This window comes from Senegalimassilia faecalis, from assembly GCF_004135645.1.
GTDB lineage: Bacteria > Actinomycetota > Coriobacteriia > Coriobacteriales > Eggerthellaceae > Senegalimassilia > Senegalimassilia faecalis.
The window spans coordinates 1393138-1418355 of sequence record NZ_SDPW01000001.1 but is presented as its reverse complement, the minus strand read 5'-3'; the positions used below and the strand labels follow the sequence as shown (position 1 = coordinate 1418355).

The following is a 25218-nucleotide window of genomic DNA, read 5'->3' as shown; positions in this document are numbered from 1 at the left end:
AGGGAGGGGACCGTGAGCGCGAACGCTACCGCACGACTTGCGCAAGAAGCGCTTGACCTCACGCGCAACAAGCTTCTTGCAAGCCTGCGTTTCTTAAACGCTGCGTTTTCCCAGGTCAAACCGCTTTCCATTCCCGGTCAAACGCTTGCAACCGATGGCACGTACTTGCGGTTCGACCCCGCAGACATCGCGCAACGCTTCGTGGACAGCCCCGAAGACCTTGCGCGCGCCTATCTGCACGTCATGCTGCACAACGTATTTCTGCACCCGTTCCCCACGGCGGCCATGCATGCCGCCTGCTGGGACGCCGCGTGCGACATAGCCGTTGAAGCCGCCATCACGCAACTTGACCTGCCGAACACACGCTCGGGCCGCACAGCAGCGCAGGCCGCAGCTGTTGCGCGCCTGCAAGCCGTATGCCCGCACCTAACCGCTGAAGCAATCTACCACACGCTTGTTGACCAGGAGCTTTCGCCCGAAGCCTTAGCCGAGCTGCGCGCCCCGTTCGCCGTCGACGACCACGAGCCATGGCACCGCATGGCCGCGCAAGAAGCGCAGCAGCGCGAAAAAGAACAGGGGCAGCGGCAAGAAAACGCCGAAACGCAGCCTGCAGCTCCCGCTTCGCAAGCAGGCAAAAACGGCACCGATGCGCCCCTGCCGCCCGAAGCGCGCAACGCTAAGCCGAACCACAAGGCGCACCGCGGCATGTCGCTTGACGACATCACCGAAAAGCAGGCCCCCGAGCAGGCGCGCGGCGTTGCCGCAAACCGCTTCGCCAACACGGTGAACCTGGACCGCTCGCGCGAGCAGTGGAAAAACGCGGCGTACGAGATGGGCGTGCAGCTTGACTCCTACGTGAAGCTGTGGGGCGTAGAGGGGTCGAACCTTTCCATGAACCTGCGCGCCGTCACCCGCAAGCGGCGCGACTTCACCACGTTTCTGCGCAAGTTCGCCCACATGGGCGAGCATGTGCACGTCAACGACGACGAGTTCGACTACGTCTATTACTGCTACGGGCTTTCCCGTTACGGCAATCTGCCGCTTATCGAACCGCTTGAATACGTGGAGCAGCGCCGCATCAGGGATTTCGTCATAGCCATCGACACATCGGCGTCCACGAAAGACGGCCTGGTCAGGCGCTTTCTCGAGCGCACGTACAGCGTTCTTGCCAATGAGACCAGCTTCTTTGCGCACATGAACGTGCACCTGGTGCAGTGCGACGCGGCCGTCACGGACGTCGCGCGCATCGAAAGCCTGGACGACTTGAACGACTATCTGAACGCGCTTGAGGTCAAAGGCCTTGGCGGCACGGATTTCCGCCCCGTGTTCGCGTACGTGCAAAACGCCATCGATCAGGGAGAATTCACGAACCTTGGCGGGCTGCTGTATTTCACCGACGGCCAAGGAACCTACCCCGCCCGCAAGCCCGCGTTCGATACCGCGTTTGTATTCCCCGACGAGGAAACCGCCGATGCAAGCGCGCCCGTACCGCCGTGGGCCATGAAGGCCGTGTTGGACGATACGTTCTTAGAACAAGAACCTGACCTGGCATAACGCCCCGCGCCATGCAACCGACAAGGAGCCACCATGGATATCAAACAAGCCAAACAGCAAATCAAGTACACCATGCAAGCGTATTTCGCAAAAGACGAGTTCGGCGGCTACGCCCTGCCGCCCCAACGCCAGCGCCCCGTTTTCCTGCTTGGCGCGCCGGGCATCGGCAAAACCGCCATCGTCGAACAGATAGCCCAAGAGCTTGACGTGGGGTTCGTGGCCTACTCCATGACGCACCACACGCGCCAAAGCGCGCTGGGCCTGCCGTTCATCGTGCAAAAGCAGTACGGCGGCGAAACGTACGACGTATCCGAGTACACCATGAGCGAAATCATCGCCGCCGTGTACGACTCTATCGAGCAGACGGGGCACGCCGAGGGCATCCTGTTCCTTGACGAAATCAACTGCGTGTCCGAAACGCTCACGCCCGCCATGCTGCAGTTCTTGCAGTACAAAGTGTTCGGCCGCCACAAGGTGCCCGAGGGGTGGATCGTGGTGACCGCCGGCAACCCGCCCGAATACAACCGCACGGCGCGCGATTTCGACCTGGCAACGTGGGACCGCCTCAAGCGCATCGATGTTGAGCCCGACTACCAGGCGTGGCGCGAATATGCCCTGGCCAGCGGCGTGCATCCCGCCGTCATCACGTACCTTGACGTTGAGCAGGAGCACTTCTATCACCTTGAGACCACCGCAGACGGCAAGGAGTTCATCACGGCGCGCGGCTGGGACGACCTTTCCAGCGCCATCAAGCTGTACGAAGCGCAGGACCTACCCGTCGACGATATCCTTATCGGGCAATACGTGCAGGCGCCCGAAATAGCCAAGCGCTTCGCCGTGTATTACGACCTGTTCACGAAATACCGTTCCGATTACCAAATCGACCGCATCCTTGCCGGCACGGCCGAGGCCGATGTTGCGCAGCGCGCGCAGGAGGCGCCGTTCGACGAACGGGTGTCGCTGGTGGGGCTGATTTCCGATGCGCTTTCGAACGCATTGCGCGAAGCGGTTCTGGAAGAGGGCGCTGTTGAGTTTACGCACCCCCGTCTTATGGGACTGCGCGATACGCTGGCCCAAAGCGAAACGAGCGATGCCACCGAGGCCGTGCGCGAGCTTGAAGCGAACATCCAGCAGCTTTTGCGCACCGACCGGGCAAGCGGTCTGCTTTCCGAGCAGAAATATCGTTCGTACGAGCGCGCGCTTGAGGTGCTTGAACGCGCGCAGCGCCTGGCCTCCAATGGAGGAACCCTCACGTTTGACCAGGTGAAAGAAGCGTTCGGAGCGTTGCTTGACAAGCTTGAGCAGCGCGTCGGCGAAGGCGAGCAGTCGCTTGACAACGCGCTTGCATTCGCCGAACAGGCATTTGGCGAAGGCCAGGAGATGCTGCTGCTTATCACCGACCTGTCGGCAAACCGCTACAGCATGGCGTTCATCAACGCCCACGGCAACGAACGGTTTTTCGCGCACAACGCGAACCTGCAGTTCGGCGACCGCGGCGCTGATTTGGCGCAGCGCATCAAGCAGACCGCACTCGACGAAAGCTAGCCGCCCGCGAAAAAGTGGGGCGCGACTGTTTCCAGCCGCGCCCCACTAGCCCCGCAACGCCCTATTCCGGACGCTCTTGCTCTTCGCCAAGTTTCAGCACATCGGCCAGCGTCATGCTATCCATGTAGTCCGTGATGGCGTCTCCCATGCCGCGCCAGAATTCGCGCGCCTCGCACGCATCAACCCGTTCGCACACGGCTTCATCGTCCAAGCAGCTTACGGGCATGCACGATCCTTCCGTTGCCCGCAGCACATCCCCGATGCAGATTTCGGCAGGCGAGCGTTCAAGGTAGTACCCGCCATTCACACCGCGAATGCTTTTCAGCACGCCGCCGCGCACAAGCGCACCGCCAAGCTGCTCGAGATACTTCACCGACAAGCCCAGCCGTTCGGCGGACTGGCGCATGGCAACAAGCGCGCCGGCTTGCCCCTGCTTTGCAATGTCTATTATGAGACGGAGCGCATAGCGCCCACGAGTTGAAACCATCATACGTATCGATCCACCTTTATTGCCGTTCGTCGCCTTTGGACGAACCTGGATGCGCTTGCTCCGCGAGTACAAGGTCATTCCTTCACGGTGAATCCCTGCATATGGCGGTTGAGAATCTTGCTGTGCATTTTACTTATAATTATATAGTTAACTTATTGAAAGCGGGTCTGCAATAGTTCTGTCATTGAAAAGATGCGTTCAAGCGGCGTGAAATGGCTGTGAACGGCATCTGAAATCCCCGCGTCTATAGCGGCTGTAGAACGGTTGTAATTCATTGCGTTTGCTAGGATTATCTTATGGATAAAAAACGAAACAGCACTCCGGCAACACACCGGCCAACAAACCAGCAGCATGTAGCGCGCAATCGACAAGCATCTTCGCATGGACGCGCGAGCGCATCCCGCACGCGCACTGCGCCTACGCGTACGCGTGCACATCAGTCGAAGCCCTCGTTTCCGCGCATCCCTCTTGCAGTTGCAGCCCTTGTGGCACTTGCGGTTGTTACGGGAATTGCCACAACCACATTTCTGAGCCAGCCTGCTTCTAATGCCGAAGCCCCTAGCAGCTCATCACGCACTGCCTACGTCAGTCCCTACGACTTTTCCGGCCTTGCTCTTTCAGGCGACCGCATGACCTATACGGAAAACGGCGTGCAGAAATCACAGGTAGGCATCGATGTGTCCGAACTTCAGGGCTCCATCAATTGGCCAGCTGTGAAAAACGACGGCATCTCGTTTGCGTTCGTGCGCGCAGGATATCGCGGCACCACCGAAGGCGGGTTGTTCACCGACAGCATGTTCGAGGAAAATCTCAGCAACGCCGCTGCAGCCGGCCTGCAAGTTGGCACGTATTTCTACTCGCAGGCAACCAGCGTTGAAGAAGCGCAGCAGGAAGCCGACCTTGTCTTGAGCTTGTTAAACGGACGCAACTTGGACTTGCCCATCGTGTTCGACCACGAGCAGGACACCACCACAGGTGCGCGCGGCAACAATGTCGACCGCGCCACGCTCACGGCCGCCGCAAGGGCATTTTGCGAGCGCGTCGAGGCGGCCGGGTACACGTCGATGATTTACGGCAACAAAGTGGACATCGCCCGCCTTAACCTCAGCGATTTGGAAGGTCGCCTTGTGTGGTTCGCGGAATACAACGCCAACCAGCCTTCCGGGCAGTTCGACTTCGCACTGTGGCAATACACGAACAGCGGTAGCGTTTCCGGCATCTCGACCCCCGTTGATCTGAACCTCAGATTCACCGACGCCTTGTGACGGTATTTGCAACTTGCAACACCGCCCCCGCAAGACTTGAAGCCAACTTCATATGATACGGTGGCGAAAACAAGCCGCAAAGGAGAGCGTTCATGCAAACACAGCTTTCGGCAACGCCATTGTCGCCCGAATTTCAGCAGAAATACGATGCGCTCGCAAGCAACATCCAACAGCTCGGGCACCTTGCCATCGCCTTTTCCGGCGGCGTCGATTCAACGCTGCTCCTCAAAGTTGCGCACGACGCGCTTGGTGAAAACGCCGTTGCCATCACAGCCCGCGCGCAGATGATTCCAGCCCGCGAAGTGCAAGAAGCAAGCGACTTCTGCAACATCGAGCACATCCGTCACATTATCATGGACGTTGACGCCTTTGCCATCGATGGCTTTGCGGAAAACCCTGCCAACCGCTGCTACGTGTGCAAAACCGCCCTGTTCGGCTGCATCCTGCAAAAAGCTGCTGACCTAGGATTTTCCCACGTTGCCGAAGGCACGAACACCAGCGACCTTGGCGACTATCGCCCCGGCCTTAAGGCGCTTGCCGAGCTGTCCGTTGAAAGCCCCTTGCTGAAAGCCGGCCTTTCCAAAGCCGACGTGCGCGAGCTTTCGCACGCGCTGGGCCTTCCCACCTGGAACAAGCCTTCCTACGCCTGCCTTGCAAGCCGCGTGCCCTACGGCAACACCATCACCGCCGAAAAGCTGTCTGCCATCGAAACCGCCGAAGACCTGCTCATCGAAGCCGGGTTCGCGCAGGTCCGCTGCCGCGCGCACGGTAAGCTCGCGCGCATTGAGGTACCGCCTGCTCAGCGCGTTGCGCTTATGGAAGCCTTCACCACCAGCGACCTTGCAGCGCGCATCCGCAACGCAGGGTTCGACTACGTTTCCGTTGATGCCGAAGGCTATCTATCAGGCAGCCTGAACCGCACAATCGAGTAACGCCAGCAACTACGCCAGAGCGCCCGCAAGCGCCACGCCTCTACAGGCGCTCAAGCCCCCCTAGGCCGCGACAGCCCAACGAACCCCGTCTCGCGGCAGCCATACCACGCCACGCATATCCACGCTTCGATCGAAGCAGCTGCGATGCAATCCGCCTGCAAATCACGACCGCCGCGAGCTACCATACGCAGCATTTTTTCGGTTGCCGAACGCGCTTCCTTTGCGCGCCGTTTTCTTCAGGTCCTTCAGCACGTCGGCTTCGCTTTCGCCTTCCACGCTTGCCCTGAGGCGCACCACCTCGTCACGCAAGCGCGCTGCTTCCTCAAAGTCCATGTTGCGCGAGGCCTCGGCCATGTCGTCTTCCATGCTGGAAATAACGCGCAGCACTTCTTCGCGCGACAGCTCGGCAAGCTGCTTGTTCACTTCTTCAGAAGACACGTCGCCCATTTCCCCATGCACGTAGCTCATGATGTCAGTAACGGCCTTCGTCACCGTTTTCGGCGTGATGCCATGCTCTTTGTTGTACGCCATCTGGATGCTGCGGCGGCGCCGGGTTTCGCTAATTGCCAGGTCCATGGAATCCGTTGTTTTATCGGCATACATGATGACCTGGCCTTTCGCGTTACGTGCTGCACGGCCAATCGTCTGGATAAGGCTGCGCTGGTTGCGCAAGAAGCCCTCTTTGTCGGCGTCTAGGATGGCCACAAGCGTGACCTCGGGCAAGTCAAGGCCCTCACGCAGCAAGTTGATGCCCACCAGCACATCGAATTTGCCCAAGCGCAGATCACGCAAAATGTCGACGCGTTCAAGCGTGCCGATATCGCTATGCATATAGCGCGCGCGGATGCCCCGGTCGAGCAAATGGTCCGTCAAATCCTCGGCCATCTTCTTCGTAAGCGTAGTAATCAGCACCCGTTCGCTACGGTCAGCGCGCTCCTTCGCCTCGTCGACGATGTCATCGATTTGGCTGGCACTGCCGCGCACGATGATTTCAGGGTCAAGCAGGCCGGTAGGACGAATGATCTGCTCAACACGCTGCTGGCTCACCTTCAGCTCGTAGTCGCCTGGCGTGGCCGAAACGTACACGAATTGCGGAATGCGCTCTTCGAACTCATCGAAGCGCAGCGGACGGTTGTCCAAGCAGCTTGGCAAGCGGAACCCGTGCTCGGTAAGCGTGATCTTGCGGCTGCGGTCGCCTTCGTGCATGCCGCGAATCTGCGGCACCGTCACATGGCTTTCATCGATGATGCACAGGAAGTCTTTCGGGAAGTAATCGATAAGCGTGTACGGCGGCTCGCCCGGCTCACGCCCATCAAGATGGCGCGAATAGTTCTCGATGCCGCTGCAAAACCCCATAGTTTCCAGCATCTCAAGGTCGTAGTTCACGCGCATTTCCAAACGCTGCGCTTCAAGCAGCTTGCCTTCGTCTTTAAACTGCTGCAGGCGTTCGCGCAACTCTTCTTGAATGGTTTTGATGGCGTGCTCCATCTTCGGGCGCGCCGTGACGTAATGCGACGCCGGCCACACGGGCAACGCCTCGAAGCTTTGCAGCACCTCGCCCGTGACGTTGTCTATTTCGGCGATCTCCTCGATTTCGTCGCCCCAAAACTCAACGCGTATGGGATTGTCGGCATAAGGAGGAAACACATCGAGGTTGTCTCCGCGCACGCGGAACGTACCGCGCTTCAGCTCATAGTCGTTGCGATCGTACTGGATGTCGATAAGGTCATGAATAACCTGGTCGCGGTCCATTTCCTTCTGCTTGTCCAGAAACACCGCCATGCCCGCATAGTCCATGGGGCTGCCAATGCCATATATGCAGCTGACCGAAGCCACCACGATGACGTCGCGGCGCGACAGCAACGCACTTGTTGCCGCATGGCGCAGCTTTTCCACCTCTTCGTTGATAGACGCATCTTTCTCGATGAACGTGTCCGACGACGGCACATACGCCTCAGGCTGGTAATAGTCGTAGTACGAAACGAAGTACACCACCGCGTTGTCGGGGAAAAATTCCTTGAGCTCGCTTGCCAACTGCGCCGCTAAGGTTTTGTTCGGCGCCATGACCAGCGTGGGCTTCTGCACGGCCTCGATGGTTTTCGCCATGGTGAACGTTTTTCCCGACCCCGTCACGCCCAGCAGCGTTTGATAGCGCAAGCCCTCTTCGATGCCCGACGCCAGCTTTTGTATGGCCTGCGGCTGGTCGCCCGACGGCTCGTACGGACTAACCACGTGAAACGGCGTGTTGGCAAGCCGCACTTCCGGCAGCTTGCCTTCCATTTCAACGCCTTCGATGTTCCTGAGATGACTGGACATACGCACCCTACCTTGCATTCGGTTTAGGTCTTGCAGTCTAGCATGTCGCCAAGAAAAGAACAAGTGTACGTTTTTGTAACCAAAAAGAAAGGCCGCCTTAGCAGCCTTTCCCGTTTCTCCAACGAAACGCTAGTCCAACGTTTTAGCGTATTCCGTCCACCACGCGATAACTTTCTCGCGCAGCTGATCGGGCGTGCCGTCGTTGTTGAACACCACATCGGCCTGCTCGATGCGCTCGGCATCGCTGATCTGGCGCGCAATGCGGTTGCGCACGTCCGTCTCGTCCCAACCGGATTTCACAGCGCGCTCGATGCGCGCGTCAAGCGGCGCAAGCACCGCAATAACCACGTCGGCGCCGTTGGCCATGGACGTTTGGCGGTTCTTGAACACGGAGTATTCCACCACCACGGCCTTGTTGCCTTCGCGCTCCAGCTCATCAAGCTGATCGGTGAACGACTCCTCGATGCGCGGCATGGAAATGCGGTTGAGCTTGCGCGTTTCCGCCGGCGTGGTGAACGCCTTCGCCGCAACCTTCGAGCGAACGACGCGCCCATCAGGGCCCAAGATATCCGCGCCGAAAGCCTCGACCAAGTCGTCCTTCACCGTATCCCACTCAAGGACATCGTGCCCAACTTTGTCAAGATCGATAAACGGAACGCCCTGCTCGGCCAGTACCTTGCGAGCCGTGGACTTGCCAGAACCCATGCCGCCGATAATGAACAGCTTTTTCATGCCCATGCCTTGCCTCCTTCACTTGCACCATCACGTTTCCATGATACACGTAAACCGTGCCCGACAGTCCGGGTGCAAGCAACCATTTGACAACAGGCGCGGTGGGCGGCGCTGGTATACTGAGGGCTATGCTGCAAATTTGGGAGAGCAGCAAATGAGAAGGGATCGAACATGCCGGAAACGCCGGCCACCAGGCACTACGGGAACCGCACGCACGTTGGTTCCGCACACGAAGCTCAGCAGGCTCAGCAACGCTCATACTCCGCTCGCACCGCCGGCAGCGACGCATCTCGCCACGCTCACTCACAGCATAGCGCCACACGTCCAGCCGCTTCGACAAACCATTCGCGTACCGCAAGCGCTCACACGCGCACGGCATCTGCGACTGGCACAAACGCACATGCATGCACCCATGCCTCGGAACGCGCCCAAACGCCTTCCGCCAACCGTAAGCGCGGCGCGCAACCCGCTCCCAAGAAGAAGTCACGCTACATTCCCGCGCTCGATGGCCTGCGCGCGCTTGCCGTGCTCGGCGTCATCGCGTATCACATGGGCATGGCATGGGCACCCGGCGGCCTGCTTGGCGTCACGGTGTTCTTCGTCTTGTCCGGCTACCTTATTACCAGCCTTCTGCTGATCGAATGGGACAACACCGGCACCATCAACCTGCCGCAGTTTTGGCTGCGGCGCGTAAAACGCCTGTTCCCGGCCATCGCATTCGTCATCATTTGCGTGGCCGCACTGTGCACCATCTTCGACCACAGCTTGCTTACCAAGCTGCGCGAGGACATGTGGGCCGCGCTGTGCTGGGTGACGAACTGGTGGTACATCCTGCGCGACGTGTCGTACTTCGATGCGTTGGGCGCGCCAAGCCCCGTCACGCACTTCTGGTCGCTGGCCATCGAGGAGCAGTTCTACGTCGTGTGGCCCGTGGTGCTGATTCTGGCCCACAAGTTCGGCGTGAAGCGCAGCCACATGCGCAACGCCACGCTGGTGCTGGTACTGGCTTCAGCACTTGAGATGGCGCTGCTGTTCAACCCCGATGCCGACCCCTCGCGCGTGTACTACGGCACCGACACGCGCGCGTTTAGCCTGCTCATCGGCGCATGGCTTGCCTTCGTGTGGCCCTCTAACCAGCTAGGCGCCGATAACGAGGTGCAGCTTGACCGCAACGTGCGCATCGCCCTTGACGCCGTGGGCGGCATCGCGCTTATCGGGCTGATTGCCATGATGGGCTGCATCGAGGGCACGTCGGCCATCATGTATCGCGGCGGCATTTTGCTAGCGTCCATCATCACCATGGTAATCATCGCCGTTATCGTGCATCCGTCGTCCATCCTGGGCAAGGTGTTCTCCGCGAAGCCCCTAGTGTGGATCGGCCTGCGTTCGTACGGCATCTACCTGTGGCACTATCCCCTGTTGCTGCTGATGAACCCGCGCAGCAACATCGCCGGCACTCCTTGGTGGATGTACCTGGTGGAGCTTGCCGTTATGTTCGCCTGCGCGGCGTTTTCCTACAAGTTCGTGGAAGACCCCATCCGCCACGGCTCCATCGGCACGTTCGTGGGCCGCGTGCGCTCGGGCGAGGTGTACCTGGCCAACTGGCTGCGCGATCACGCCATCCCCACCGCCGCAGCCGCAGCCGTTACGCTCGTGTGCGTTGGCGGCCTTATCTTCGTGCCGAACACGTCAGCTCTTGAAGGCGGCGACTTGCTGAAGGACGAAAGCGCTCACGTTGCCGGCGTTCCCGCTGCAAACGATGCCGCCACCGCCGAGAAGGCCAAGCTTGACGTGCTGATGATCGGCGACTCCGTTTCCGTGCGCGCCATTCCGAACTTCACGGAAACATTCCCCTACGGCGCCATCGACGCCGCCGTGAACCGCCAGCTTACCGTGGGCGAAGACGTGTACCGCTCCTATGCCGAGCAGGGTATTGTCGGCGATATTGTCGTGTTCGCGTTGGGCACAAACGGCCAGGTAACCGATGAACAGCTTGACGATTTGCTGGGCGAAGTGGGCACCGATAAGCACGTGTTCTTCGTGAACACGCGCAGCCCGCAAACTTGGATGGCCGAAACGAACGCCGCACTTGAACGCGCAGCTGGCCGTTACGGCAACGTGCAGGTTATCGACTGGTATAGCGCCAGTGCGCCGCACGGCGACTGGTTTGACGGCGACGGTACCCATCTGTCCCAAGACGGCGCCCAAGCCTACATCGACCTGGTGCACGACGCCATTGCCGACTTGCTGCCCGAGCACAAGCCCAACGACGAAGTGGCGAAAATCGAAACGCCCTACGAGCAGGCAACGAACGCCGCTATCAGCGCCCAGGAATCCGCCGCACGCACGCTCGCCAACAACCTAGCCAACACCCTTGGGGAACAGCCCAATCAAAACTAGCCGGCGTTGCCGCATTATTGCGAAGGGCCTGAAACGATGTCGTATCGTTTCAGGCCCTTCGTTTTTACGGTCGATGCCAACATCTCAGGAACGGAAAGCGCCAAGACCCTGCCTTTCGCCGCAAATGCCCCCGCAATAACTTCCCTACCCGCTCTCAGCAAAGCGACAGCCCTGAATCCGCACGTCGAGCTCGCACCATGTCGCCGACTCTTTCGCGTCCCGATACAATACGAGCCCCCGGTAACAACCGGGGGCTCGTTCGCTGTTAAGCAGAAGCTTGAAGCTAGCGTTCAGGTTATTCGGCCTTGGCCTCAGCGGGCTTGTCAGCCTTCTTCTCGCGCTTCTTGGCCGGCTTCTCCTCAGCCTGGATGGACTCGTCCACGGGGATCTCGAAGCCCATCTCAGCAGCGGCAGCCTTCATGGACAGGCTGATGCGACGACGATCGGGGTTGATCTCCATGACCTTGACCTTCACCATGTCGCCAGGCTTGACAACCTGAGCAGGCGTGTCGATGTGGCGCATAGCCATCTCGGAGATGTGCACCAGGCCCTCGATGGACTGGCCCAGCTCGACGAAGGCGCCGAACGGAACGGTCTTGGTGACCTTGCCGTCAACGATGGAGCCAACCGGATAGCTCTCGACGAGCTTGATCCACGGATCCTCGGTGGTCTGCTTCAGGCCCAGGGAGATGCGCTCACGCTGCAGGTCGACGTCCAGGACCTCAACCTCAACCTCGTCGCCGACCTTGACGACCTCGGACGGATGGTTGACGTGGTTCCAGGACAGCTCGGAGATGTGGACCAGACCGTCGATGCCGCCCAGGTCAACGAAGGCGCCGAAGTCGACGATGCTGGAAACCGTGCCCTTGAGGCGCATGCCCTTGGACAGCTTGGAGAGAATCTCGGCGCGCTCGTTCTTGCGGCCTTCCTCAAGCAGCACGCGGCGGGACAGAACAACGTTGTTGCGGTTGCGGTCCATCTCGATGACGCGAGCCTCGATCTCGGTGTGCAGGTACATGTCCAGGTCCTTGACGCGACGCAGGTCGACCAAAGACGCAGGCAGGAAGCCGCGCAGGCCGATGTCCAGGATCAGGCCGCCCTTGACAACCTCGATAACCTCGCCGGTGACGGTCTCGCCAGCCTTGAACTTCTCCTCGACGCTGATCCAAGCACGCTCGTACTCGGCACGCTTCTTGGAGAGGATCAGACGGCCGTCCTTGTCCTCCTTCTGCAGAACGAGAGCCTCGATGGGCTCGCCCAGGCTGACGATCTCGGACGGATCGGCATCCTTGCGGATGGACAGCTCGCGGACGGGCACAACGCCCTCGGACTTAAATCCGATGTCCACCAGCACCTCGTCATGCTCGATCTTAACGACCGTGCCGTTGACCAGGTCGCCCTCGTCGAACTCGGTCAGCGTTCCGTCGATCATCTGGTTCATCTGATCGTCGGAGATGTCCTCGAAGTCGATGACAGACGTGTTCTTAATGTCGGTCAAAACGGACCCCTTCCATACTTTGCCGGGGACCCTTCGTCATGAATGATTGCTACATTAACCATGTTCGCTTGCAGGGGGTATTCCCTTTTAGCAGTGCAACAAACATGTCTCGGGGGCCTACATTACCAATGCTTAAGGGACCTTCCCATAAGCCAACTGAGTATACCATGCGAAGACCGCGCTGCCCCCGTGATTTTGCGATGCACGATTTCTTCGCGGAACGCCAACGGCGCATCAAGCGCTAGCAATCAGCTTCACCGTTTGCACACTGGGAACAAATGCCGGAAAAGGCCAGGTCGAAGCCGGTTACCTGGAACCCATAGTCCTTGGTGATGCGCGCGAAGGGATCTACGCCCTCCGTTTCAATGTCGAACACGCCGCCGCACCGTTCGCACTTCGCGTGAAAATGGTTGTCGCAACGAAAATCGTAGCGATCCGCGGCATTCGGAACGGGAATGCGCAGCACTTCCCCGCGGTCGGACAACACGCCAAGGTTGCGATACACCGTAGCGCGAGACACGTTCGGGTTCTGCTGATGCACCACTTCGTAGATTTCCGCCGATGTAGGATGGTTGTGCAGCGAGCGAACCGCATCAAGCACAAGTGCCCGCTGCTTGGTGTTGCGCGTGCCAACCGTTTCGCAAGCCGCTGCGCTCGCCTGTGCCATGCCGTCCTCCTATCTATTCTGATTACTATTAGTAGTATATCTCATTAAGATGGACAAACTATGATGACGTCGATGCGCGAACGCGACGCCCGCAAGCCCAAGAACCCCCGAAACGGCAAGAGGCCTGCTTCCCTTTCGAAAAGCAGGCCTCTTTCTAGCTGCGAATATTTCGTTGTGGCGTTATACCGCGGCGTCTCCGCGCTCGCCGGTGCGGATGCGCACCACCTCGTCGACCGGGAAGACGAAGACCTTGCCGTCGCCGACGTTGCCGGTGCGCGCCGTGTTCGCAATCACGTCGATGAGCGCGTCAACCTGGGCGTCATCGCAGATGATCTCGAACTTCACCTTCGGCACCATGTTCAGCAGCACCTCGGTGCCGCGGTAGTATTCCTTCCAGCCGTGCTGACTGCCGCAGCCTTGCACCTGCGAGATGGTCATGCCGGAAACTTTCGCTGCGAACAGCGCATCTTTGAGCGGCTCGAGCTTTTCGGGACGCACGATGGCGGTGATTTTCTTCATTGCTTGCTCCTTTCAAACGCTCGCTGCCAGCTTAATCCAAGCCGATGTAGGCCGGGTATGCGGACTCGCCATGGGCCGCGATGTCAAGGCCTTGCGCTTCCTCTTCCTCGCTGACGCGCAGGTTGCCCTTGAACAGCGCCTTCACAATGAACGCGATCACCAGGTCAAGCACGCCCACGAACACGATGGTGATGGCGATGCCGGCGATCTGGCTGCCAAGCAGGCTGACGTCGCCCGTGTACAGAAGGCCGCCGAAGTCGGTCCAGGACAGCTCAGGCACGCAGAAGATGCCGGTGCAGATGCCGCCCACAACGCCGCCGACTGCATGGCACCCGAACGCATCGAGCGCATCGTCGTAGCCGATCTTCGCCTTGCAGAACGAGATGGCGAAGTAGCAGATGGGAGAAACGATCAGGCCCATGACCAGCGCCGCCCAAGGCTCGACGAAGCCAGCTGCCGGCGTGATGACAACCAGGCCAGCCACCAGGCCCGTTGCAGCGCCGACCAGCGTGGGCTTGCCCACCTTCGCGCGCTCCACGATCATCCAGGAAACCAGCGCCGCGCCCGATGCCACCACGGTGTTGATAAGCGCCAGGCCGGCAACGCCGTCGGCAGCGAACTGAGAGCCAGCATTGAAGCCGAACCAGCCGAACCACAGAAGCGCTGCGCCCAAAGCCACAAACGGAACGTTATGCGGACGGTAGCTCATCATGCCGAAGCCCTTGCGCTTACCCAGAATCAGGCACAGAATCAGGCCCGTCAAGCCAGAGGAGATGTGCACGACATCGCCGCCGGCGAAGTCAAGCGCGCCGATGGTGTCGCCGATCAGGCTGCCGTCGCCGCCCCACACCATGTGAGCCAGCGGCGGATACACCACGATGGTCCAAATGGCTACGAACGCGCACACAGCGCCGAACTTCATACGGCCGGCAAGCGAGCCGGTGATGATGGCGGTGGTGATCATGCAGAACGCCATCTGGAACACGAAGTCGATGATGGACGGGTAAACCGCATCTTCGGGAACTGCTTCCGCCTCGGCAAGCATATCGCTGGCGCCGTTCAGGAAGCCAAGTTGATCAAAGCCCCCGAAAAAGGGGATCGAACCGTCTCCGCCGTACGCGAGCGACCAACCGCATACCGTCCACGTAATCGCTACGATGCCGATGGCCGCGAACACCATGATCATCGTGTTCACCACGTTCTTGCGGCGCGACAAGCCGCCGTAGAAGAACGCAAGTCCGGGCGTCATCAACAGGACGAGCATGGCGCACACAAGCATGAACGCCGTTGAACCTGTGTCAAACATCGTGATACCTCCTTCTTTCCTTGGTGCCCGCCATTGGGGCACCCGCATTTGACAAGGTTCATGGTGCCACTGTTTGACCTGGTCTTTTTCTCGCAAATGCATTGTTAACGCGCTGGGAAACGCTTTGTAACGCGCCCGAGACGCCGGTGTTACAATGTGGAAACAGACCAAATCGATGTCGAGGGGATTGCTCATGGACGTGCGTTTCGTACCCGTTGAAACCGCTGAGGACCAAGAAGCGCTGGCAAAGCTGGCCGGTGAGATTTGGCACGAATACTGGCCCGCGCTTATCGGGGCTGCGCAAACCGATTACATGGTGGAGCAGTTCCAAAGCCTTGAAGCCATCAAGCGCGACATGGCCGAAAACGCCTACGAATACTGGTTTGTCGTCGACGAAGACGGCAAAACCGTGGGCTACACCGGTGGCCATGAGGAGCCGGAAACCAGCCGCTACTTCATCTCGAAGATCTACCTGCTGGCCGAAGAGCGCGGCAAGCACTACGCTTCGAAGATCATCGAGTTCTACGTGGAGCTGTGCCGCTTGCGCGATTTGCACGCCATGTACCTGACGGTGAACAAACACAACGAGCTGGGTGTGCGCTGCTATTTGGGCAAGGGTTTCGTCACCATCGAGTCCGTGGAAACCGACATCGGCAACGGCTTTGTCATGGACGACTACGTGATGGAGAAGGAAGCGTAAAGGAGCTTCTTGAGCACGCCTCGCAGGAAATCACCCGGCAGTTCGTGCGAGCTGCCGGGTGATTTTGTTTGGAGAACCGCCGCGCAAGAAGTCGGCCTCAAGAACGCAATGGCCTTGCGATTGCCCTGCTCACCTTGACGCGCGAGTATGATTACGCTCGAGATACCGGGCAGGACCTTCGACAAAGCATGACGAAAGACTCTACGTGAGCACGGCGCATCATGCGCCAAACGCAAAGAAGGCAAGGCTTGTCCGGCCTTGCCTTCTTATATTCCTACTGTTCGGCGCCTATTTTGCTTAGCCGCTATAAGCTGCTAGTTCAACTGCTGGTAGCGGTCCTTTACGCTGGCGGCAATGCCTTCGGCGTCAAGGCCTTGCTCGTGCAGCAGCTGGCCAACGCCGCCTTGCGTGACGAACGCATCGGAAATGCCCAGGTTCAGAGCGGGCGTATGCAGGCCCATGCGAGCCATCTCGCCCAGCACGCCCTCCCCAGCGCCGCCGGCAATAACGCCTTCCTCGACGGTAACCACCAGCTTCGTGCCCGCCGCTTCGCGAATGGCGTCCGCATCAAGCGGCTTCACCCAGCGCATGTCCACCACGCGCACGCTGATGCCCTGCTGTTCCAGCGCCTCTGCGGCCTTGCAAGCGTAGCCAACCATGCGGCCAAACGCCAAAAGAGCAACGTCGTCACCTTCGCGCACCATGCGGGCCTTGCCTTCCGGCAGCACCTCCGGCACTTCCGGCAACGGCACGCCCTCCGCTTCCCCGCGCGGGTAGCGAATGGCGAACGGGCCGCCCATGGCAAGCGCCGTATGCAAGCTATGCACCAGCTCAGCCTCGTTCGAGGGGGCCAGCACGCGCATGTTCGGCACCATGCGAGCGTACACCAGGTCGAACACGCCATGGTGCGTGGGGCCGTCGGCACCCACGATGCCGGCGCGATCGATGGCGAACACCACGTCAAGCTTCGGCAGCGCCACGTTGATGATCGTCTGGTCGATGGCGCGCTGCATGAACGTGGAGTACAGCGCAACAACGGGTTTCTTGCCGCCCGCGGCCAAACCACCGGCAAACCCCACGGCGTGCTCTTCGGAAATGCCCGTGTCCACGAAGCGCTTCGGGAACTTCTCGGCGAACGCATCAAGCCCCGTGCCGCCCTTCATGGCTGCCGTGATGGCCACGATATCCTGATTCGTTTCCGCTTCTTTCACCAGCGCGGAGCCGAACACGTTCGTGTACTTCGGCGCCGAGGGCTTGTCGGACTTGATAACCTCGCCCGTGGCAATGTTGTACGGCCCGATGCCGTGGAACTTCTCGGGGTTGCGCACGGCAGGCATGTAGCCTTCGCCCTTGCGCGTGACCACATGCATGAGCACCGGCCCATTTGCCGCCAGCACCGCGCGCAGCGTCTCACGCAGCTGAGCGATGTTGTGGCCGTCAACCGGCGCCGTGCACACAATGCCCAGCTGCTCGAAAATCATGGAATGCGGAATGACGAACTGCTTCATCGATTCCTTCATGTTGCGGCCGAAGCTGGTCAGCGCCTTGCCCACCGGGCCCGAGCTTTCCAGATGCTCCTGCATAGTGTCGCGCGCCTGGCGGTACTGCGACGAAGCGCGCATGTACCCAAGGTGCTTCATAAGCGCACCAACGTTGTGCGAGATGGACATCTCGTTGTCGTTCAAGATGATGACCATGGGCGTTTGCGCCTGGCCGATGTTGTTCAGGGCTTCAAACGCCATGCCACCCGAAAGCGCCGCGTCGCCGATAAGGGCAACAACCTTGTTGTCTGCGCCCGAAAGATCGCGAGCCTCGGCCAAGCCAAGGGCCACGGAAAGCGAATCGGAAGCGTGGCCGGAATAATGCACGTCGTACGGGCTTTCGGACGGTTTCGGAAAACCCGACATGCCGCCGTACGTGCGCAGCGTGGGGAAATCCTTCAGTCGGCCCGTAACCAGTTTATGCGCATACGCCTGATGCCCCACGTCGAACACAATCTTGTCCTTCGGGCAATCAAGCAGGCTGTGCAGCGCAAGGATGATCTCCACAGCGCCAAGCGACGAAGCCACATGACCGCCCGTTTTCGACGTGACGGAAACGATCTCTTGGCGAATTTCGCTTGCAAGTATGGAGAGCTCCTCGTTGGAGAGGAGCTTTAAGTCAGCAGGTGATGAAATTATGTCCAGAATGCGATTATCGCTCATGCAACGCCTTTCATTCCTGATCAGGGTTTTCGGCATCGGTTGCAGCGGCCGGTGCCTGCCCCGCCGCGTCTGCGGGCTGCGCCGAGCCCTCCTGCCCGCCGTCCTCTTCGGCCAACGCCTGCTCGCAACGACGCTCGTCGATGCCCTGCTCCAGCAAATCGCTTGCGCGCAGCCCCAGGCCAACGGCTTCCTCGTACAGCGAGAGCGCCTGGTCAAGCGGAAGATCGTCGTTGCTTACCGCATCGACGATCTCAGCCAGGCGCCTTTTGACCGATTCGAACGACTCGTAAGACTCGTACGCCACGAACGCACCCGCTTACAGCACGAGCGGCTGCGCCGGGTCGTCGCCGCGCGGCGCAGAAGCCTCAGCGTCGACGTCTTTGGCAATGCGGCCCAAAACGCCGTTCACGAAACGCGGGGACTCGTCTTCGCCGCCGAAGTCCTTCGCCAGCTCAACGGCCTCGTTGATGGCGACGCTGGTGGGAACGTCTTCCACGAACAGGATCTCGTACGTGGCAATGCGCAGGATGGAGCGGTCCACGATGGGCATGCGCCCCAGCGACCAGTTCTCGGCAGCAGCCTTCAGGTTGCCGTCAATGGCGATGCGGTTGTTCTCGACGCCGCGCACCAAATCGAGCGCATAGTCGGTCAGCGTTCCCTCTTCGGAGGGAAACGTGCCTTCCGCAACCACCTCGGCTGCGGTTATGCCCTTGATTTCAGCGGTGTACAGAACCTGCAGCGCCACGCGGCGGGCCGTCGTGCGCTCGTGTCGTTTCATTGCCATATGTGATAAATCCCCTGTGCCTCTTCTTTTCTCTTACTTGTTGAACTGGATGCCGTCGATGTACACGTCAACCGATTCAACCGTTGCGCCAACCTGGCTTGCCACGGCATCGACCACGGACTGGCGCACCGCCGCCGCCACGTCGGGCAGCACGTGCCCATAGTATACGTCTATGCGCACGGAAATCTGCAGCGCGTCATCTTCGCCCGGCGCCACCTGAATGCCTGCCGTAGCGGGCTTGCTGCCAAGCGCAGCGCGGATGCCGCGGTTCGCAGCGGAAGCGCCGCCAACGCTTGCAACGCCGTCGACTTCGGCAACGGCAATGGAAACGATGGTTTCGACGACACCCGGCGCAAGCGCCATACCATCAACGTTCAAATCGCTCATAGCACATCTCCCATCTGGGTTTCGATGAAGTCGGTAGTGGCCTCACCTGCGCAGAACACTTCGTTGTCCAGCACGCGACGATGGAACGGCAGCGTAGTTTGAATGCCCTCGATGACGAACTCATCCAAAGCACGGCGACCGCGCGCCAGGCATTCCTCGCGGTCCTGACCGGACACGATAAGCTTAGCAACCATGGAGTCGTAGTACGGGCTGATTTTCGAACCCGAGTGCACGTATGCCTCAACGCGCACGCCCGGGCCCGCGGGAGGCTCGAAGCGCGTGATGGTGCCAGGGCACGGACGGAAGCCGTGCTCGGGGTCCTCGGCGTTGATGCGGAACTCCATGGCGTGGCCAAACGGCGTGAACGGAGCGCGGGAAGCGCAGCTCATAGGCTCACCGGAGGCGATGCGCAGCTGCTCTTTGATGATATCCGTGCCCGTGATCTGCTCGGACACCGGATGCTCCACCTGCACGCGCGTGTTCATTTCCATGAAGTAGAACTTGCCCGTGGTATCAAGCAGAAACTCGATGGTGCCCGCGTTGCGGTAATCGACCGCGCGGACAGCCTTGATGGCGGCAACGCCCATGGCGCGGCGCAGCTCATCGGTCAGCGCCGGCGAGGGGGCTTCCTCGATAAGCTTCTGGTGGCGACGCTGCACAGAGCAGTCGCGCTCGCACAGGGCAACGTTGTTGCCGAAGTCGTCGGCAAGCACCTGCACCTCGACGTGGCGCGGACGCAGCACGAGCTTCTCCAGGTACACCTCGTCGTTGCCGAATGCCGCGCCGGCCTCAGCGCGGGCAGCCTTGTAGTGCGACTCAAGCTCAACGGGGTCGTGAACCTCGCGCATGCCCTTGCCGCCGCCGCCGGCCGTTGCCTTGATGAGCACGGGGTAGCCCACGCGCTCGGCGAACTGACGTGCTTCCTCGACGGTGTCGATGCAGCCATCGGAGCCGGGCACGGTGGGAACGCCGCACGCCTTCATGGTTTCACGCGCAGAGGACTTGTCGCCCATGCGCTCGATGCACTCGGCCGACGGGCCGATGAACACGATGTCGTTGTCGACGCACGCGCGGGCAAAGTCGGCGTTTTCGGCCAGAAAGCCGTAGCCGGGGTGAATAGCCTCGGCGCCGGTGATGCGGGCCGCCTCGATGATGTTGGACATAACCAGGTAGCTTTTCGCCGCCTGAGCAGGGCCGATGCACACCTTCTCATCCGCGTACTGCACGGGATAGGTGTTCTCGTCCTCCGTGGAGTAGACCGCAACGGTTTTCACGCCCAGCTCTTTGCAGGCGCGCATGACGCGCAGGGCCACTTCGCCGCGATTGGCAATGAGTACTTTCTTGAACATACTACTGCTCCGAGATGGGCGTGGTGGAGTGGGGCTCGATGTAGAACAGCACGGTACCGAACTCGACCGGATCGGCATCCTTCACGCAAATCTCGCGCACGGTGCCCATTTCCTCGGCCGTGATCTCGTTCATAAGCTTCATGGCCTCGACGATGCACAGCGTCTGGTTGGCGGCAACCTCGTCGCCCACCTTCACGAACGCCGGCTCGCCCGGAGCAGGAGCCGCGTAGAACGTGCCGACCATGGGGGCCTTCACGGCATACCAGTTGGCAGGACGCTCGGGCTCGGCAGCAGCAGGTGCCGCCGGAGCAGCTGCAGGTGCGGCAGCAGCGGCAACGGCAGGAGCCGCAGCAACGGCCGGAGCGGCTGCAGGAGCTGCACCCGGCATGCGCACGGCAATGCGCGTGCCCTCTTCCTCAACTACGATTTCGCCGACGCCGCTTTCCTCGGCAACGCGAACCAGCTCGCGAATCTGGTTGATATCCACGTAATCGTCCTCCTTGGTATTGCTCGACTCTTCCTGCATAAGGAAGTCGACTCTCTCAGATGCACGGTGCTTGCTCAAGAACGTGCGCGCCTCGTTCGGGAACAGCGCGTACATGAGCACGTCCTCTTCGCTTTGCGCCAAATCGCCGATTTCCTCGGCAACCTCGTCGTAAGTGGTGGTGACCAGGCTTGACGGCGCAACGTCGTCGGGCAGCACCTGCGAATTGCCCGCGACTTTCTTCATGATCTCAGAATCGATGCGGCCCGGCGCCTTGCCGTAGTAGCCGCAGATGTAGTCCTTCATTTCCTTGGATACAACGCCCCAGCGCTTGCCGGTAAGCACGTTGAACACAGCCTGCGTGCCGACAATCTGCGACATGGGCGTAACAAGCGGCGGATAGCCGACCTCGGCGCGTACGCGCGGGATTTCCTTCATGACCTCGGGCAGGCGGTCGGAGGCGTTCTGCACCTCAAGCTGGCTCATGAGGTTCGACATCATGCCGCCGGGCACCTGGTGCGAGTACACCTGCATATGGATAAGCGAGGACACGCCGCGCTTGTAGTGGCTGCGCTTGCGCACTTCCTCCCAGTATTCGGCGATTTCGAACAGCAGGTTGAGGTCAAGCCCCGTGTCGTAGCGGCTTTCCTGCAGCGCCGCCACCAGCATCTCGACGGCGGGCTGGGAGTTGCCGAAGGCCAGCGGCGCGGACGCGGTGTCGACGATGGACACGCCCGCCTCGGCAGCCTTGATGTAGTTTGCCGGAGCCATGCCGCCAACATAGTGGCAGTGCAGATGCACCGGCAGGCCGATTTCGGCATTCAGCGCCTTGACGATGCGCTCGGCGCGGTACGGCGTCATAAGGCCGGCCATGTCCTTCACGCAGATGGAGTCGGCGCCCAGCTCCTTGAGCTGTTGCGCGTACTCCAGATAGCTGTCAAGCGTATGAACAGGGGAAATAGTGTAAGAGATTGCACCCTCGAAATGGCCGCCGCACTCGTTGACCGCCTCGGCGGTGTCCACGACGTTGCGGATGTCGTTCAGCGCGTCGAACACGCGGAACACGTGCACGCCGTTGCGCTTCGACGCCTTGATGAAGCGATTCACAATCTCGCGAGAATAATGCTTATAGCCAACCAGGTTCTGGCCGCGCGTGAGCATGGACAACGGCGTGTTCGGCGTTGCCGCGTTGATGGAGCGCAGGCGGTCCCAGGGATTCTCATCCAAGAAACGCATGCATGAGTCGAACGTTGCGCCGCCCCATGCCTCGATTGCCCAGTATCCGACGCGGTCCATCTTTGGCAGGATCGGCAGCATGTCGCCGATGCTCATGCGCGTCGCCCACAGGCTCTGCTGGCCGTCACGGATGGTGGTATCCATGATCTGAAGCCTTGGCATGAACTCGCACCCCCTTCGTTATCAAGTGGTATATGACCGTATAGATCGAAACCAGGATTATAGAAGAAGGCGGCAGCGTTGCCGGCCGCATACAGCGAATTCACGGGCAAGAAACAGAAACCGCACCCCGGCGGCGCCCAGAAGCGCGAACCGCCCCAGCCAACCCTTCACGCACGTAACGATTCAAGTGCGCAGCCGCGAGAGACCCCATATACAACAAATGCGCCCAAAGGGCGCATATTGAAACTCCGGAACACCACCAAAGTCAGCGAGGGCCGCTCTGGTGCCCGGAATTCGCCTGAAACAAGCGAGCATAGGCCTTTTGGGCCATGCTCGCGCAGTTGAAGGTGAAGGTCGGGTGCCAGAGCGGCCCGCAGCGTCGAGTCAATTCGCCGGCCGGCAGGCCGCCGAAACTATTAAACGCGCTTGATGACGCGGCCGTCGCGGGTGTCGATCTGCAGCACGTCGCCGATTTCGACGAACGTGGGGACCTGCAGCTCAACGCCGGTCTCGAACGTGGCCGGCTTCGTGGTGTTCGTGGCGGTATCGCCCTTGAAGCCCGGCTCGGTGTGCGTGCACTCAAGCTCGACGAACATCTGCGGCTCGATGCTGATAAGCTCGTCGCCGGCGTACAACAGGCTGGCCTCGTCGTTTTCCTTCAGCCACTTCGCCGTGTCGCCCACGGTTTCGGTGGGGATGCTCATCTGGTCGTACGTGTTCGGGTCCATGAAGTAGTAGTCGGAACCGTCGTTGTACAGGTACTGCATCTTGCGGGTTTCCAGACGCACGGTGTCGAACTTCGTGCCGGCGTTGAACGTGTAGTCGACAACGCGGCCGGTTTTGATGTCGCGAAGCTTCGTGCGCACGAATGCGCCGCCCTTACCAGGCTTGACGTGCTGGAATTCGACGATGGTGCACATCTTGTTGTTGTTGATGATGCACATGCCGTTCTTGAAGTCGGCGGTAGAGATTGCCACTGGTAGTTCCTTTCAAACGTTCAGACGACCGGAGCCGCCCCTTTAGTTCAACCTTTACAGTATAACCATCTCATGCGTAGATTGCGTGAACACGTCGAACCCTTCTTCGGTGACCACGCCGAAATCTTCCAAGCGCATGCCTAATTCGCCTTCAAGGTAGATGCCCGGTTCCACTGTGACCACGTTGCCCGGCGCAAGCAGCGCGGTGTTGCGCGGCGACAACACCGGCTCCTCGTGTATGTCGATGCCCACGCCGTGCCCAAGCCCGTGGCCCATCTTGCCGGCAAAACCGCCCGCCGCCAGCACGTCTTCGGCCAGCTGGTGCATGTCCGCACCGGTAACGCCGGGGCGAAGCGCTGCTTCAACCCGCTCGTTTGCCTGGCGCATGGTATCGTATGCGCTGCGCATCTTCGCGTCCGGCTGCCCGATGAACACCGTGCGCGTCATGTCGGAGCAATAGCCGTGCGCCCGCGCGCCGAAGTCCATGACCACGCATTGTCCCGCCTCAAGCTTCGTTTCACCGGGAATGGCGTGCGGACTTGCGCCGTTTGCGCCCGTGGCCACGATAGACGAAAACGCCAGGCCCGACGCGCCGTGGCGAAGCATCCAATCCTCTAGCTCAACCTGCACTTCGCGTTCGGTCATGCCCGGCTTCATGAACGTGATGATGTAGCTGAACGCCGCGTCGGTGATGGCCTGCGCCGCCTTCATGCGCGCCACCTCAGCCGGCTCCTTCACCGCGCGCAAAGCCCGCACGAAATCGGTGGTTTCGCGCAGCTGGGGGGCAGCCGGCGCCTCGGCGAGCGCGCGCTCGAGCGCTCGGAAACCCGCAAGCGTCATGCTGTCCTCGATGCCCAGCACGATGTCGGCGGGCGCTACGCCACCCGCTGCGTTCGCATGGCGCGCCGCGAACACATCGGCCACCCAGGCGCCGTGGCCCATGCGCGCGTCGTCAATGGCGATAACACCTTCGCCGGCAGCTACCTTGCGCGCGGCGCCCGCATAGCGCGAATCGGTGTGCAGCACCGCATCATGCGGCGTGACCAACAGCGCATGCGCCTGCTCGTCGTCGAACACGTTATCGAACGCCGTCAGCCATTCGATGCTTGCGGTGTCACGCACCAAAAACGTACGGATGCCAGCTTGTGCCGCCGCTTCGCGCAAACGCGCCAAACGTCCTGCGGCCTGGGCTTTCATACTATTCGTCATGATAATCACGACCTGCCATAATCACTTGCCCGCTTTTATAGCGGTTTTCATACCCTTCGCCCAAGCGCTCGGTCACGCCTTCCAGCAAGATGTCGAGCGCATCGCAATAGCCCGCAAAGCCGCGCCCTTTCACCTGCGCCACGCACGCCGGGGCAATCACCGAGATGCGGCGAAACGGCTCGCGTGCATCAACATCGGAGATGTGCACTTCCACGCACGGCGTGCTGACGCTGCCAAGCGCATCGCGCAACGCGTAAGAGTAGTGCGTGTGTGCACCGGGATTGTAGATGATGCCGTCGCACGCGCCGTGCGTGGCGTGAATCTTCTCCACCAGGTCGCCTTCATGGTTGGACTGAAAGCACTCCACCTCGCAATCGTGCGCCGCGCCGTACTCGATTACCTGGCGCTCAAGCTCAGCCAGCGTGTTGTTGCCGTACACGCCAGGCTCGCGAATGCCCAGCATGTTGAGATTCGGGCCGTTCATCAGCAGGATTTTCTTCAC

Annotated in this window: 22 protein-coding genes; 6 read left to right on the top strand and 16 right to left on the bottom strand. The window is 60.4% G+C overall.

Annotated features, from left to right (window positions below; genetic code table 11):
* Window positions 1-12: 12 nt before the first annotated feature.
* A complete protein-coding gene (locus ET524_RS05930; protein WP_201738693.1) occupies window positions 13-1554 on the top strand; it encodes a vWA domain-containing protein in 1542 nt (513 codons plus the stop codon).
* A gap of 33 nt (window positions 1555-1587) precedes the next feature.
* Window positions 1588-3099 (top strand): ATP-binding protein, encoded by a 1512-nt coding sequence (locus ET524_RS05925; RefSeq protein ID WP_129424062.1) that lies wholly within the window; start codon window positions 1588-1590, stop codon window positions 3097-3099.
* Window positions 3100-3160: 61 nt separating this feature from the next.
* Here the strand turns inward: ET524_RS05925 and ET524_RS05920 are convergent, their stop codons facing one another.
* Window positions 3161-3589, bottom strand: coding sequence for an RrF2 family transcriptional regulator (locus ET524_RS05920; protein ID WP_129424060.1), 429 nt, complete (start codon window positions 3587-3589; stop codon window positions 3161-3163).
* Window positions 3590-4218: 629 nt separating this feature from the next.
* Between ET524_RS05920 and ET524_RS05915 the strand changes: the two genes are divergently transcribed.
* Together ET524_RS05915 and larE are read left to right on the top strand one after the other, a co-directional pair.
* Complete coding sequence (locus ET524_RS05915; protein ID WP_129424058.1) at window positions 4219-4854, top strand: glycoside hydrolase family 25 protein; 636 nt, start codon at window positions 4219-4221, stop codon at window positions 4852-4854.
* 92 nt (window positions 4855-4946) lie between these two features.
* Window positions 4947-5786 (top strand): ATP-dependent sacrificial sulfur transferase LarE, encoded by an 840-nt coding sequence (larE, locus tag ET524_RS05910; RefSeq protein ID WP_129424056.1) that lies wholly within the window; start codon window positions 4947-4949, stop codon window positions 5784-5786.
* 162 nt (window positions 5787-5948) lie between these two features.
* Here larE and uvrB read toward each other — a convergent pair whose 3' ends face one another.
* A complete protein-coding gene (uvrB, locus tag ET524_RS05905) occupies window positions 5949-8066 on the bottom strand; it encodes an excinuclease ABC subunit UvrB (protein WP_201738841.1) in 2118 nt (705 codons plus the stop codon).
* Window positions 8067-8231: 165 nt separating this feature from the next.
* The gene (gene coaE / locus ET524_RS05900; RefSeq protein ID WP_236648267.1) at window positions 8232-8840 is read right to left on the bottom strand and encodes a dephospho-CoA kinase; all 609 of its coding nucleotides are present in this window, start codon (window positions 8838-8840) and stop codon (window positions 8232-8234) included.
* Between the two features lie 165 nt (window positions 8841-9005).
* Between coaE and ET524_RS05895 the strand changes: the two genes are divergently transcribed.
* Window positions 9006-11234, top strand: coding sequence for an acyltransferase family protein (locus tag ET524_RS05895; RefSeq protein WP_129424052.1), 2229 nt, complete (start codon window positions 9006-9008; stop codon window positions 11232-11234).
* A gap of 295 nt (window positions 11235-11529) precedes the next feature.
* Here ET524_RS05895 and rpsA read toward each other — a convergent pair whose 3' ends face one another.
* The 4 genes from rpsA to ET524_RS05875 all read right to left on the bottom strand — a co-directional run bounded on the left by rpsA (window position 11530) and on the right by ET524_RS05875 (window position 15224).
* Complete coding sequence (rpsA, locus tag ET524_RS05890; RefSeq protein ID WP_449133264.1) at window positions 11530-12675, bottom strand: 30S ribosomal protein S1; 1146 nt, start codon at window positions 12673-12675, stop codon at window positions 11530-11532.
* A 298-nt stretch (window positions 12676-12973) separates the two neighbouring features.
* Window positions 12974-13399 carry a Fur family transcriptional regulator gene (locus ET524_RS05885; RefSeq protein WP_129424048.1) on the bottom strand — a complete coding sequence of 142 codons (426 nt, stop codon included), beginning with the start codon at window positions 13397-13399 and terminating at the stop codon, window positions 12974-12976.
* 180 nt (window positions 13400-13579) lie between these two features.
* Window positions 13580-13918: a P-II family nitrogen regulator gene (locus ET524_RS05880; RefSeq protein WP_129424046.1), complete on the bottom strand. Its 339-nt coding sequence runs from the start codon at window positions 13916-13918 to the stop codon at window positions 13580-13582.
* 31 nt (window positions 13919-13949) lie between these two features.
* Window positions 13950-15224, bottom strand: coding sequence for an ammonium transporter (locus tag ET524_RS05875; protein WP_129424044.1), 1275 nt, complete (start codon window positions 15222-15224; stop codon window positions 13950-13952).
* 193 nt (window positions 15225-15417) lie between these two features.
* Between ET524_RS05875 and ET524_RS05870 the strand changes: the two genes are divergently transcribed.
* The gene (locus tag ET524_RS05870) at window positions 15418-15924 is read left to right on the top strand and encodes a GNAT family N-acetyltransferase (protein WP_129424042.1); all 507 of its coding nucleotides are present in this window, start codon (window positions 15418-15420) and stop codon (window positions 15922-15924) included.
* Between the two features lie 314 nt (window positions 15925-16238).
* Here ET524_RS05870 and dxs read toward each other — a convergent pair whose 3' ends face one another.
* The 9 genes from dxs to aroQ all read right to left on the bottom strand — a co-directional run bounded on the left by dxs (window position 16239) and on the right by aroQ (window position 25218).
* Window positions 16239-18128, bottom strand: coding sequence for a 1-deoxy-D-xylulose-5-phosphate synthase (gene dxs, locus ET524_RS05865; RefSeq protein WP_129424040.1), 1890 nt, complete (start codon window positions 18126-18128; stop codon window positions 16239-16241).
* A gap of 10 nt (window positions 18129-18138) precedes the next feature.
* Complete coding sequence (locus ET524_RS05860; protein WP_129424038.1) at window positions 18139-18432, bottom strand: exodeoxyribonuclease VII small subunit; 294 nt, start codon at window positions 18430-18432, stop codon at window positions 18139-18141.
* A gap of 12 nt (window positions 18433-18444) precedes the next feature.
* Window positions 18445-18912: a transcription antitermination factor NusB gene (gene nusB / locus ET524_RS05855; protein ID WP_129424036.1), complete on the bottom strand. Its 468-nt coding sequence runs from the start codon at window positions 18910-18912 to the stop codon at window positions 18445-18447.
* 33 nt (window positions 18913-18945) lie between these two features.
* A complete protein-coding gene (locus ET524_RS05850) occupies window positions 18946-19299 on the bottom strand; it encodes an Asp23/Gls24 family envelope stress response protein (protein WP_129424034.1) in 354 nt (117 codons plus the stop codon).
* The gene (gene accC / locus ET524_RS05845) at window positions 19296-20648 is read right to left on the bottom strand and encodes an acetyl-CoA carboxylase biotin carboxylase subunit (protein WP_129424032.1); all 1353 of its coding nucleotides are present in this window, start codon (window positions 20646-20648) and stop codon (window positions 19296-19298) included. The genes ET524_RS05850 and accC overlap by 4 nt, the downstream gene beginning before the upstream one ends.
* Window position 20649: 1 nt before the next feature.
* Window positions 20650-22530, bottom strand: coding sequence for an acetyl-CoA carboxylase biotin carboxyl carrier protein (gene accB / locus ET524_RS05840; RefSeq protein ID WP_129424029.1), 1881 nt, complete (start codon window positions 22528-22530; stop codon window positions 20650-20652).
* 416 nt (window positions 22531-22946) lie between these two features.
* A complete protein-coding gene (efp, locus tag ET524_RS05835) occupies window positions 22947-23507 on the bottom strand; it encodes an elongation factor P (protein ID WP_129424027.1) in 561 nt (186 codons plus the stop codon).
* A 54-nt stretch (window positions 23508-23561) separates the two neighbouring features.
* The gene (locus ET524_RS05830) at window positions 23562-24716 is read right to left on the bottom strand and encodes a M24 family metallopeptidase (protein WP_129424025.1); all 1155 of its coding nucleotides are present in this window, start codon (window positions 24714-24716) and stop codon (window positions 23562-23564) included.
* Window positions 24706-25218: a type II 3-dehydroquinate dehydratase gene (gene aroQ / locus ET524_RS05825; RefSeq protein ID WP_129424022.1), complete on the bottom strand. Its 513-nt coding sequence runs from the start codon at window positions 25216-25218 to the stop codon at window positions 24706-24708. The genes ET524_RS05830 and aroQ overlap by 11 nt, the downstream gene beginning before the upstream one ends.